Annotated in this window: 9 protein-coding genes; 1 reads left to right on the forward strand and 8 read right to left on the reverse strand. The window is 73.0% G+C overall.

Features of this window, described 5'->3' with window-relative positions:
- Positions 1-123: 123 nt before the first annotated feature.
- Complete coding sequence (locus ACIOD1_RS24955; protein WP_365620844.1) at positions 124-1,641, forward strand: oligopeptide:H+ symporter; 1,518 nt, start codon at positions 124-126, stop codon at positions 1,639-1,641.
- Between the two features lie 84 nt (positions 1,642-1,725).
- Here the strand turns inward: ACIOD1_RS24955 and ACIOD1_RS24960 are convergent, their stop codons facing one another.
- From ACIOD1_RS24960 to hutU, 8 genes are all read right to left on the reverse strand, one after another.
- A complete protein-coding gene (locus ACIOD1_RS24960) occupies positions 1,726-3,054 on the reverse strand; it encodes a hypothetical protein (protein WP_365620847.1) in 1,329 nt (442 codons plus the stop codon).
- Positions 3,051-4,184, reverse strand: a complete 1,134-nt coding sequence (locus tag ACIOD1_RS24965; protein WP_401904708.1) for a hypothetical protein — start codon at positions 4,182-4,184, stop codon at positions 3,051-3,053. The genes ACIOD1_RS24960 and ACIOD1_RS24965 overlap by 4 nt, the downstream gene beginning before the upstream one ends.
- The gene (locus ACIOD1_RS24970; protein WP_401904710.1) at positions 4,181-5,248 is read right to left on the reverse strand and encodes a hypothetical protein; all 1,068 of its coding nucleotides are present in this window, start codon (positions 5,246-5,248) and stop codon (positions 4,181-4,183) included. The genes ACIOD1_RS24965 and ACIOD1_RS24970 overlap by 4 nt, the downstream gene beginning before the upstream one ends.
- A 17-nt stretch (positions 5,249-5,265) precedes the next feature.
- Positions 5,266-5,961, reverse strand: a complete 696-nt coding sequence (locus tag ACIOD1_RS24975) for an LPXTG cell wall anchor domain-containing protein (protein WP_401904712.1) — start codon at positions 5,959-5,961, stop codon at positions 5,266-5,268.
- Between the two features lie 146 nt (positions 5,962-6,107).
- Positions 6,108-7,286 carry an imidazolonepropionase gene (hutI, locus tag ACIOD1_RS24980; RefSeq protein ID WP_401904714.1) on the reverse strand — a complete coding sequence of 393 codons (1,179 nt, stop codon included), beginning with the start codon at positions 7,284-7,286 and terminating at the stop codon, positions 6,108-6,110.
- A 25-nt stretch (positions 7,287-7,311) separates the two neighbouring features.
- On the reverse strand, positions 7,312-8,667 hold the full coding sequence (locus tag ACIOD1_RS24985) for a formimidoylglutamate deiminase (RefSeq protein ID WP_365620859.1): 1,356 nt from the start codon (positions 8,665-8,667) through the stop codon (positions 7,312-7,314).
- On the reverse strand, positions 8,658-9,848 hold the full coding sequence (locus tag ACIOD1_RS24990; RefSeq protein WP_401904860.1) for an allantoate amidohydrolase: 1,191 nt from the start codon (positions 9,846-9,848) through the stop codon (positions 8,658-8,660). Before ACIOD1_RS24990 ends, ACIOD1_RS24985 begins: the two co-directional genes overlap by 10 nt.
- 38 nt (positions 9,849-9,886) lie before the next feature.
- The gene (gene hutU, locus ACIOD1_RS24995; RefSeq protein ID WP_365620862.1) at positions 9,887-11,551 is read right to left on the reverse strand and encodes a urocanate hydratase; all 1,665 of its coding nucleotides are present in this window, start codon (positions 11,549-11,551) and stop codon (positions 9,887-9,889) included.
- Positions 11,552-11,685: the final 134 nt, after the last annotated feature.

An 11,685-nucleotide genomic window follows, 5' to 3' on the forward strand; every position in this document is an offset into this window, starting at 1 on the left:
CTCCTACCCGGAGGCGAGACCCCCAGGCGTGGGGTGGGGCTCCTTTCGCCGGTGCCGGCCAACCCCCCACCGGGCGCTGTTCAGCTCACGAAGCCACGCGTCCCGACCAAGCAAGGATCGACCATGGCTTCCAGCCTGACGAAGGACTCGGCGGCTCCGTCCCCCGAGAAGACCTTCTTCGGCCACCCCCGTGGCCTGGCCACTCTGTTCATGACCGAGATGTGGGAGCGTTTCTCCTACTACGGCATGCGCGCACTTCTCGTCCTGTACCTGGTGTCGGGAGGGACGGAGGCCGCGACCGGCAGCCAGGGTGGCGGCCTCGCCTTCACGATGGCCACGGCCACGGCGATCTACTCCGTCTACGTGGCCATGGTCTACCTCATGGCCATGCCGGGCGGATGGTTCGGCGACCGTGTCTGGGGCGCCCGCAAGACGGTCGCCATCGCCGGTGGTGTGATCATGGCCGGCCACGTGTCGCTGGCCCTGCCCGGTCAGGCGATGTTCTTCCTCGGTCTGGCCCTCGTGGCCGCCGGTTCCGGCCTGCTGAAGGCCAACATCTCCACGATGGTCGGTCACCTCTACGACGGTCCGGACGACCCGCGTCGCGACGGTGGCTTCACCATCTTCTACATCGGCATCAACCTCGGTGCCTTCGTCGCCCCCTTCGTCGTCGGTACCGTCGGCGAGAAGGTCAACTGGCACTTCGGCTTCCTGCTGGCCGCCGTCGGCATGGGCCTGGGACTGGTCCAGTTCCTCCTGGGCACCAAGCACCTCGACGCCCGCAGCAGCCTGGTCCCGAACCCGCTGTCGGCCGCCGAGCGCAAGGCCGTCATCCTCAAGGTCGTCGGCGTTGTCGCCGTGGCCGCGATGTTCTACGGCGCGATCGGCGCCCTGGGCGTGTACACCCTGAACTGGGCGCTCATCCCGATCACCCTGGCCGGCCTGATCATCCCGATCGCGGTCCTCGTTCGCATCAAGCGCGACAAGGACCTGTCGGCCCCCGAGCAGTCGAAGATGTCCGCGTACATCTGGTTCTTCGTGGCCGCCGCGGTCTTCTGGATGATCTACGACCAGGGTGGTTCGACCCTGTCGCTGTTCGCCGACGGCAAGACCGCCGACACCGTCTTCGGTTTCGGCTTCCCGGCCACCTGGTACCAGTCGCTGAACCCGCTGTTCGTCATGGCCCTCGCGCCGGTCTTCGCCTGGATGTGGCTGTGGCTGGCCCGCAAGAACCAGGAGCCGAACACCATCGTGAAGTTCGCGATGGGTCTGGTCCTGGTCGGCGCCTCGTTCTTCGTCTTCATCGTCCCGATGAACATGGCGGGCGACGGCACCAAGGTCTCCCCGATGTGGCTCGTCTCGATCTACATGATCCAGACCATCGGCGAGCTGTGCCTCTCCCCGGTCGGCCTCTCGGTGACCACCAAGATGGCCCCGCAGAAGTACGCCTCGCAGATGATGGGCGTCTGGTTCCTCGCGGTGACCGCAGGTGACTGCACGACCGGTCTGCTCTCCATCGCGGGCGTGGACCTCAACGGTCTGTGGGTGATCGCGTTCGAGGCGACGGCTGCGGTCCTCGCCGGCTTCGCGGTCTACTCGTACCGCAAGAAGGTCCAGTCGATGATGGGCACGGTGCACTGACGCACCCCTTCACGACGGGCAACGGCCCGGCACACCTTCCGGTGTGCCGGGCCGTTCCCGTTCCCGGGCCGGTGCTCCTCGCTCCTACCGGGTGCCGCGCAGGCGGCGCCAGGGGGTGAAGGTGAAGACGGCCGCGCCGAGCAGGATCACCGTGCCGGCGATCAGGCCCAGGGCCTTGAGGCCGCCGTCGTCCGACGCGCCGGTCTCGGCGAGTCCGCCGGCGGCGCCGCCGCTCGCGGCGCTGGTGCCGGACGTGGTGGAGCCGGTGGTGCCGCCCTGCTGGGCGGTGGTGTCCAGCTCCAGGGAGACCCCGCTCGCGGTGGCCTTGCACGGCACGTTGATCGGGGTGGAGCCGGGGGCCATCGTGACGTCGATGGTCAGCTGGTCGGGGCTCAGCGTGGTCTTGCCCGTCTTGCCCGGCTTGTAGGTGCCGGTCATGTCGCTGAGGCTGACCGGGGCCTTGTCGGGGATCGGCTCGGCGTTGGCCGGGCCGGTGACCTTGACGGAGCCGCTGTCGGCGCCGCCCAGCTTGATGTCCATCGAGGGCTTCAGGGCCCCGGCGGGCAGCGCCATGGGGGCGGCCATCGCGCCCTTGGCGGTCTTGACCGTGAGGTCGTAGCCGCCGCCGTTCTTCTTGGCGCTGATGGTGACCGGGGTCTTGATCCCGCCGGGGACGACCGCGCCGCAGTCGTACGCGACCTCGACCGCCTTGCCCGGGAAGTCGGTCTGGCCGCCGCTGCCGCCGGTGGTGGACCCGGTCGTCGCGCCGCCGGTGGTGGCTCCGCCGGTGGTCGCCCCGCCCGTGGTGGCTCCGCCGGTCGTCGCCCCGCCGGTGGTCGCGCCCCCGGTCGTCGCCCCGCCGGTCGAGCCCTCGGAGACGTCGATGGTGGCTCCGCCGGTCACGGTGCCCACCGGGGCGCACTTGGTGACGAAGGTGCCGAAGGGGAAGGAGACGGCGACCTCGTAGCGGCCGGGCGTCAGGGTGACCTTCCCCGCCTTGGTGAGCTTGATCTTGCCCTTCATGGTCGACATGACCATCGGGGCCTTCTTCGCGATCTCCGGGTTCTTCTTCTCCCCGACGACCTTCAGCTCGGCGGAGCCCCCGCCGCCCACCGCGAACCAGCCGGTGGGCACCACGGAGTCCTTCGGGATCACCATCAGGTCGGTGTTGTTGGAGGCGGGTTTGACCGTCTCCCACGACACGTCGACCTCGTCGCCCACCTTGGCCGTGGCCGGGGCGGTGATCTTGGCGGTGGTCTCGCCTTCGACCGGGTCGCCGCCGCCCGCGGGCGGTACGCACTTCACCTTGAACGTGGCGTCGGCGGCCTGGGCGGGGGAAGCCGCCACCGCGATGCCCGCGCCGCTGAGCAGCAGCGCGACCAGGGCCGCGCTCACCCTCCGTTGGGTCTTCACGAATGTCCCTTCGTCGTCGGACTTTTCTCAGACGGTGCGGATGTCTGTGCGGACGTCTGTGCGTGATCTGTCGGGGTGAACCACGGCAGGACCGCCGTGGGGGTCTGGGGGGCGGTCGGGTCGGCGGCCCCGACCGGCGCGTGGTCCCGTACGGGGAGCTTCGGGAGCCGGGCGGTGACGGCGGCGGCCGCCTCCAGGGCCTTGGCCCCGCGGTGGCGGCCGCTGCCGCCGGACCCGCGGGCGTGCGGGCGGACCCGGTCCACCACGGCCATGCCGATCCGGAAGACGGCCGTGGGGATCACCACCAGCAGCAGGCCCCAGAACAGCAGCACCCCGTACGGCCGGTCCACGCCCCACGGCTGGCTCGCCAGCACGGTGTCCCCGTACTTGAGGGAGAGCGTGTAGTCCCCGTGTGCGCCCGCCGAGAGGGAGGCGCCCAGCTCCACCTCGGCCTTGCCGCCGGGCGGGATCGTCCCCTTCCAGCGGGCCTCCTCCCAGATCGGGGCGAACACCCCGTGGGCGGTGCCGAGTTGGAAAACCGGGTCCTTGACGGGGGCCGAGCCGAGATTGCCGACGGTGACGGTGAACCTCCGGCTCGGCGGGGCGCCGAACCAGGTCAGTACCCCGTCCTCGCCCTTGAGCCGGACTCCGGTGAGGACCGCGAGGCGGGCCGTGCCGGACTCGGCGGGGAGGTCGGCCACCGGGTGGTCGGTGATCTTCAGGGGGGCGGCGACGGTGGACTGGTCGCCGTTGACGGAGGTCACGTTGACCACGCAGGGGCAGGGCTTGGGCGGTGCCACGACCGGCAGTTGGGCTCCGAAGTGTCCGTCCTCGGCCACGGCGACGGCCACCCCGTCGGCGTTGGCGCAGCTGTTGGTGCCGCCGATCATGTTCTGGCCGCAGACCAGCAGCATGACCATGGTCTTGGGCCGCCAGCCGGTGCCGTCGACGGTGATCTCGGTGCCCTTGGCCGCCGCCTGGAGGGACAGGGTCACCGCGGGCTTGCCGGCCGCCGCGGCGGCCGGCGCCGCGGCCGGGAGCAGGGCCGCGACGAGGGCGGCCAGGCCGGCGGCGAGGAGGGCCGCGCGGCCTCGGGCGCGGCTGCGGATGCCGTTCACCTGGGTGTTCACCGGGGTGCTCCCGTCAGCTCTTGTTCCGTCGGCTCATGTTCCGTCGGCCCTTGTTCCGTCGGCCCTTGTTCCGTCGGCCGTTCCGTCCCGTGGTGCGGCAGCGCGTCTTGTGGTGTGGCCCCGTCGGGCCCCGCCCCGCCCGGGGCGTCGGGCGGTGTCCCGCGCCGGGAGCCCCGGGTGCGGACGAGGAACAGCGTGGCCAGGGCCAGGAGGCCGAGGGCGAGGATCCCCGCTCCGGTGCGGGCGGCGATCCCCCGGGGCAGGAACCAGGCCGAGGTGGCGCCGGTGGCGCGGGCGCCGCCGGGGGCGGTCACGGTGAGGGTGAGGGCGACCCGGCCGAAGACGGGGGCGCCGGGCCAGGGTTCGGTCAGCCGGACGCGCTGGCCGGGCAGCAGCTCGACGGGCAGGGTGCGGGCGGTGCGCCCGGGCACCTTGCCGAAGCGGCCCTCGGCGCGGACGGCCAGCTCGGGGGCGAGGGCCACGTTGCCCCGGTTGACCAGGGTGTAGGCGATGACGCCGGCGGCGCCCGCGCCGTGCACGGAGACGTCCTCGACGGTGAGGGCGGCCAGGGTCGGACCGCCGACGCGCAGGTGGATCCGTACGGCCACCTCGCGCCCGCCCTCGGTGGCGACGACGGCGGCGGGGTGGTCCCCGGGCGGGGAGGCCGGCGGCACGGTGACCGTGAAGGGGACGACCGCGCGGGTGCGCGGCGGGACCTTCACGGAGGTGGCGCCGCCGAGGCTGATCCAGGAGCCCGCGCCGGTGGTCTCCCCGGCCGGGCGCACCGCGAGGGCTCCGTCGGGGGTGTTGTACGCGTCGGCTCCGCGCAGGGTGATGACGCGCTCCCGGTCGGTGGTGTTGGCCACGGCGAGGCGGTCCTCCAGTACGGAGCCGGAAGTGCCCGCGAGGTAGAAGTACGGGCGGGCGGCGGCGCCGGGGCGCCCGGTGGCCGGTTCGGCGGTCCAGCCGGGTTCCTCGGCGCCGGCCGCGGCCGGGGCGCCGTACAGGGTGGCGGCGGCGAGGAGGACCGCGCCGAGCCGCTTGAGGGTGGGGAGGACGGGCATGACCGGGGCCGCTCCGTTCAGGACCGGGTCCGCTGGGCCCGCCCGCCGCGCCGGGTCAGCCAGAGCACCCCGGCCGCGCCGGAGAGCAGGACGGTGGCTCCGAGGGTGCCGAGCGCGAGGGCGGAGTCCTCGGGGCCGGTCTGCGGGAGGGTGTCGCCGCCGCCCGCGCCCGGCTGCGGCGCGGGGTCGCCGGAGCCGCCGCCGGGGGCGGTGACGTCCAGCTCCAGGGAGGGCTTCGGGCTGTTGCCTGGGGTGCAGGTGGTGGTGGTCCCCATGGCCTTGATGGTGAGGACGCCCGCCGTGAAGGTGACCTTGCCGCTCTTCTTCGGGGTGTAGGTGCCCGAGAGGTCGGTGATCTTGATGGGGGTGTTGGCGGGTATCGCCTCGGGGTTGGGCGGTCCCGAGACCGGGATCGAGGCCTTCTCGGCGCCGTCGGCGAGGACGACGGCGCTGGGGGTCATCGCGCCCTTGCCCAGCTCGATGGGGCTGGAGGAGACGCCCTTCTGGAAGGACATCGTGAGTTTGTAGCCGTCGCCCTCCTTGACGGCCTTGATGTCGATGGGCGATACGGCCGACTTGTCCCCGATGGGGGTCTTGCAGTCGTACTGCACGTCGACCACGTCGGCATGGGCCGCGGGGGCACTGAGCAGTACCGCCGATCCGGCCAGCACGGAGGCCAGCGCGAGCGCGGTGGAGCGTTTCCGGTCGGACACCTTCGTCTTCCCCTCGGGCCACAAGTTACTGACGACACATCAGATTGGTGGCTCAAGGTACGCCCGGGGCCTTACGGAGGGAAGACAAAGGACGGCCCGGTTCAACAGCCTTTCGGCCGTACGATTTTCAGCCGCTTGGCGGTGGTTCAGACCGCGCGGACCCCCCGCTGCCAGACGGCGGACACCAGCGGTACGCCGGGCCGGTAGGCGAGGTGGACGTGGCTGGGGGCCTCCAACAGGGCCAGGTCGGCGCGGCTGCCGGGGGTGAGGCGACCGAGGTCGGGGCGGCGCAGGGCGCGGGCCCCGCCGGCGGTGGCGGACCACAACGCCTCGTCGGGGGTCATGCCCATGTCCCGGACGGCGAGGGCGATGCAGAACGGCATCGAACTCGTGTAGGAGGAGCCGGGGTTGCAGTCCGTGGACAGGGCCACGGTCGCTCCGGCGGCGAGCAGCCGGCGGGCGTCGGGCCACGGGGCGCGGGTGGAGAACTCGGCTCCGGGCAGCAGGGTGGCCACGGTGGTGCCGGCGGCCTGGGCCAGCGCGTCGACGTCGGCGTCGGTGAGGTGGGTGCAGTGGTCGGCGGAGGCGGCCTCCAGCTCCACGGCGAGTTGCACGCCCGGACCGTGGTAGAGCTGGTTGGCGTGGATGCGGGGGATCAGTCCGGCCGCGGCGCCCGCCGTGAGGATGGCGCGGGCCTGCTCCCCGTCGAAGGCGCCCTTCTCACAGAAGACGTCCACCCAACGGGCGTACGGGGCGCAGGCCTCCAGCATCGCGCCGGTGACGAGGTCCACGTAGCCGGCGGGGTCGTCCGCGTAGTCCGGGGAGACGATGTGCGCGCCGAGGTAGGTGACCTCCTCGGTGTGCGCGGCGGCGATGCGCAGGGCGCGGGCCTCGTCGGCGACGGTGAGCCCGTAGCCGGACTTGGTCTCGAAGGTGGTGGTGCCCTGCCGGCGGGCCTCGTGGAGGTGGCGCAGCAGGTTCGCCTCCAGTGCGGCGTCGGTGGCGGCGCGGGTGGCGGCGACGGTGGTGCGGATGCCGCCGGCGGAGTAGGCGCGGCCGGACATGCGGGCGTTGAACTCGGCGGTGCGGTCGCCGGCGAAGACCAGGTGCGAGTGGGAGTCGACGAAGCCGGGGATCACGGCCCGGCCCCGCGCGTCGAACGCCTCGTCCGCGGCCGGGGCGTCCTCGGTGGGGCCGACCCAGGCGACGGTCGCGCCGTCGAGGACGAGGGCGGCGTTCTCGATCAGGCCGAGGGGGGAGCCGTCGCCGAGGGTGGGGTCGTTGGTGACGAGGCTGCCGATGTCGGTGATGACGGTGGTGGTCACGGGTTCCTCCGGGGGGGAAGGGGCCTCAGTCGCGGAGGGCGGCGATGGAGGCGGTCAGGGCGGTCGGTACGTCCGGCACCAGGGCGTGGACGCCGTCGCGGACGATGTGGCGGCCCCCCACGACCGTGTGGCGGACGTCGGCGGCCGAGGCCGCGAAGACGGCCGTCTCGGCGCCGAGGCGCGCCAGCGCGCCCGCCGTCCGGACGGAGTCCAGCGCGACGGTGGTGAAGTCCGCGAGCGCGCCCGGCTCCAGCCGACCCGCGTCGGGGCGGCCGAGGGCCGCGTGGCCGTCCTCGGTGGCCGCGGTGAGCAGGGCGTTCGCCGTCCAGTGGCCCCGGGTGTGGCTGCGCAGGCGCTCGTTGAGCTCCATCGCGCGGGCCTCTTCGAGGAGGTCGATCACCGCGTGGCTGTCGCTGCCGAGCGAGAGCGGGCTGCCCGCGCGCTGGAGCCGGGCGGCCGGGCCGATGCCGTCGGCGAGGTCGCGTTCGGTGGTGGGGCACATGCAGGTGCCGGTGCCGGTGCCGCCGAGGAGGGCGATGTCGGTGTCGGTCAGGTGCGTGTTGTGGACGCCGGTGGTGTGCGCGCCCAGCACTCCGTGGTCGGCGAGGAGTTGGGTGGGGGTGCGGCCGTGGGCGGCCAGGCAGGCGTCGTTCTCGGCGGTCTGCTCGGAGAGGTGGACGTGCAGCGGCGCCCGCCGCTCCCGGGCCCAGGCGGCGACGGTGGCGAGCTGCTCGGCGGGAACGGCCCGCACGGAGTGGATCGCGGCGCCGATCAGGGCGTGCTCGCGGGGCTTGAGGGCGCCGACCCGTTCGGCCCAGGCGTCGGCGGTGCCGTCGGAGAAGCGCAGCTGGTGGTGGTCGGGGCCCTCGCCGAAGCCGGAGGCGAGGTAGGCGGTGTCGAGGAGGGTGATCCGGATGCCGGCGGCGGACGCGGCCTCGATGAGGGCCTCGCCCATCGCGTTGGGGTCGGCGTACGGGGCGCCGCCGGGGGCGTGGTGGACGTAGTGGAACTCGCCGACGTTCGTGATGCCGGCCAGGGCCATCTCCGCGTACACGGCGCGGGCGAGGTCGAAGTAGGTCTCGGGGGTGAGGTTCTGGGCGACCTTGTACATGAAGTCGCGCCAGGTCCAGAAGGTCCCGGAGCCGACCTGGACGAGGGAGCGCAGGGCCCGGTGGAAGGCGTGGGAGTGCGCGTTGGCCAGGCCCGGGAGGGTGAGGCCGCGCAGGACCTCGGCGCCCGGCGGCGGGGTGTCCACCCCGGTGCGCACGGCGGCGATCCGCCCGTCGGGGGACACGTCCAGGGCGACGCCCGGCTCGACGAAGGTGCCGAGCCAGGCGTGCTCCAGCCAGTACGTCTTCGGCCCGTGCGGACTCAACGACATGCGAGGCCTTCCAGTACGTCGGCGAGGGCGAGGACTCCGGCCACGCAGTCGTCCTCGGCGGCGGACTCCCGCGGGGAGTGGGAGACGCCGGTGGGGTTGCGCACGAACAGCATCGCGGTCGGGACGGCCGCGGAGAGGATTCCGGCGTCGTGTCCCGCGCCCGTGCCGAGGACGGGGACGGACCCGCCGAGGATCCGGTTCAGTTCGTCGCGCAGGGCGTGCTCGAACTCGACGACGGGGGTGAACGACTCGCGGACGAGGTCCAGGTCGATGCCGTCGGCCGAGGCCTGCTCGCGGGCGGCCTTCTCGATGGCCGTGACAACCGTGTCGAGGGTGGCCTGGTCGGCGGCGCGGGAGTCGAGCCAGCCGCGGACCAGGGAGGGGATGGCGTTGACCCCGTTGGGCTCGACGGAGATCTTCCCGAAGGTGGCGACGGCCCCGGCGAGAGCGGCCTCGCGGCGGGCCGCGAGCACGGTCGCCGCGTACGTGAGCATCGGGTCGCGGCGGTCCACCAGGCGGGTGGTGCCCGCGTGGTTGGCCTCGCCGTGGAAGTCGAAGCGCCAGCGGCCGTGCGGCCAGATCGCCGACGCGATGCCGACGCGGTCCCCGGACAGGTCGAGGGCGCGGCCCTGTTCCACGTGCAGCTCGACGAAGGCGCCGATGCGGGCGAGGCGTTCGGGGTCGGCCCCGATGGTCTCCGGGTCGTGGCCGGCCCGCTCCATGGCCTGCGGCAGGGAGACGCCGTCGGCGTCGCGCAGCTCGTAGGCCTTCTCCTTGGTCAGCTGTCCGGCGGCGAGCCGGGAGCCGACGCAGGCGAGGCCGAAGCGGGCCCCTTCCTCGTCGCCGAAGTTGGTGATGGCCAGCGGTCTGGAGAACTCCGCTCCCCTCCGGCGGAGTTCGTCCAGGGCCGCGAAGGAGGACACCACCCCGAGGGGGCCGTCGAAGGCCCCGCCGTCGGGGACGGAGTCCAGGTGGGAGCCGGTGACGACGGCGTCGCCCGCGAGGGGGTCGCCGAGCCAGGCCCACTGGTTGCCGTTGCGGTCGCTCTCGTACGTCAGGCCGCGCGCCTCGGCCTGGGCCCGGAACCACGCCCGGCAGTCGGTGTCGGCGCCGGTCCAGGCGTAGCGGCGGTAGCCGCCGGAGTCGGCGTGGCGGCCGAGGGGCCGGAGCTCCGCCCACATCTCGTGGAAGGAGGCTCCGACCGCGGGGGCGTCCTGGGTCACGCCTGGTCACCCTCGCGCATGGGGACGCGGACGCCGCGCTCGTCCGCGACCGTCTCGGCGATGTCGTAGCCGGCGTCGACGTGCCGGATGACGCCCATGCCGGGGTCGTTGGTGAGGACGCGGCGGATCTTCTCGCCCGCCAGGGGGGTGCCGTCGGCGACGGTGACCTGGCCCGCGTGGATCGAGCGGCCCATGCCGACGCCGCCGCCGTGGTGGATGGAGACCCAGGAGGCGCCGGAGGCGACGTTGACCATGGCGTTGAGCAGCGGCCAGTCGGCGATCGCGTCGGAGCCGTCGAGCATGGCCTCGGTCTCGCGGTACGGGGAGGCCACCGAGCCGCAGTCGAGGTGGTCGCGGCCGATGACGACGGGGGCGGCGAGTTCGCCGGAGGCGACCATGTCGTTGAAGCGCTCGCCGGCCCGGTCGCGCTCGCCGTAGCCGAGCCAGCAGATGCGGGCGGGCAGGCCCTGGAAGTGGACGCGTTCGCCGGCCATCTTGATCCAGCGGTGCAGCGACTCGTTCTCCGGGAAGAGCTCCAGGATCGCCTTGTCGGTCTTGTGGATGTCCGAGGCCTCGCCGGACAGCGCGGCCCAGCGGAAGGGGCCCTTGCCCTCGCAGAACAGCGGCCGGATGTAGGCGGGGACGAAGCCGGGGAAGGCGAAGGCGCGGTCGTAGCCGGCCAGCTGGGCCTCGCCGCGGATGGAGTTGCCGTAGTCGAAGACCTCGGCGCCGGCGTCCATGAAGCCGACCATGGCCTCGACGTGCCGGGCCATCGACTCGCGGGAGCGGGTGGTGAAGCCCGCCGGGTCCTTGGCCGCGTAGTCGGCCATGTCGTCGAGGGCGACGCCGACGGGCAGGTAGGCGAGCGGGTCGTGGGCGCTGGTCTGGTCGGTGACGATGTCGATCGGCGCGCCCTCGGCGAGCATCTGCGGGAGCAGCTCGGCGGCGTTGCCGAGCAGGCCGATGGAGAGCGGCTTGCGGGCGTCGCGGGCCTCGACGGCCAGCTGGAGGGCGTGGCGGAGGTTGTCGGCCTTGACGTCGAGGTAGCGGTGCTCGATGCGGCGCTCGATGGCGCGCGGGTCGACGTCGATGCAGATCGCGACGCCGTCGTTCATCGTCACGGCCAGCGGCTGGGCGCCGCCCATGCCGCCGAGGCCGGCGGTGAGGGTGATGGTGCCGGCGAGGGTCCCGCCGAACTTCTTGGCGGCGACGGCGCCGAAGGTCTCGTAGGTGCCCTGGAGGATGCCCTGGGTGCCGATGTAGATCCACGAACCGGCGGTCATCTGCCCGTACATGGTCAGGCCGAGGTGCTCCAGGCGGCGGAACTCCTCCCAGTTGGCCCAGTCGCCGACCAGGTTGGAGTTGGCGAGCAGCACGCGCGGCGCCCACTCGTGGGTCTGCATGACGCCGACCGGCCGGCCGGACTGGACCAGCATGGTCTCGTCCTGCTTGAGGGTGCGCAGGGTGCGGACCATGGCGTCGTACGAGCGCCAGTCGCGGGCCGCCTTGCCGGTGCCGCCGTAGACGACGAGCTTGTCGGGGTGCTCCGCGACCTCGGGGTCGAGGTTGTTCTGGAGCATCCGGAGGGCGGCTTCCTGCTGCCATCCCAGGGTGCTGAGCTCGGTGCCTCGCGCGGCCCGTACGGGGCGGGGTCCTGACATGGCGGTGCCTCCTCCGGTGTTGGTCAATCCATTCACATCCTGTCGGTATGAATAGATCCAGTCAACAGCTACGGGCCCGGACGCCGAACGAACCGCGAAACGGGTCCGCCGAAGAACTGCGGGCCGACCCGCCT

It is taken from the genome of Streptomyces sp. NPDC088097 (genome assembly GCF_044741845.1).
Classification (GTDB): domain Bacteria; phylum Actinomycetota; class Actinomycetes; order Streptomycetales; family Streptomycetaceae; genus Streptomyces.

Excerpts from the sequence above, each read along its gene's own strand:
- ACIOD1_RS24970 (WP_401904710.1), bottom strand. The coding sequence starts at position 5,248 with ATGCCCGTCCTCCCCACCCTCAAGCGGCTCGGCGCGGTCCTCCTCGCC.
- ACIOD1_RS24985 (WP_365620859.1), bottom strand. The coding sequence starts at position 8,667 with ATGTCGTTGAGTCCGCACGGGCCGAAGACGTACTGGCTGGAGCACGCC.
- ACIOD1_RS24955 (WP_365620844.1), top strand. The coding sequence starts at position 124 with ATGGCTTCCAGCCTGACGAAGGACTCGGCGGCTCCGTCCCCCGAGAAG.
- ACIOD1_RS24990 (WP_401904860.1), bottom strand. The coding sequence starts at position 9,848 with ATGTGGGCGGAGCTCCGGCCCCTCGGCCGCCACGCCGACTCCGGCGGC.
- hutU (WP_365620862.1), bottom strand. The coding sequence starts at position 11,551 with ATGTCAGGACCCCGCCCCGTACGGGCCGCGCGAGGCACCGAGCTCAGC.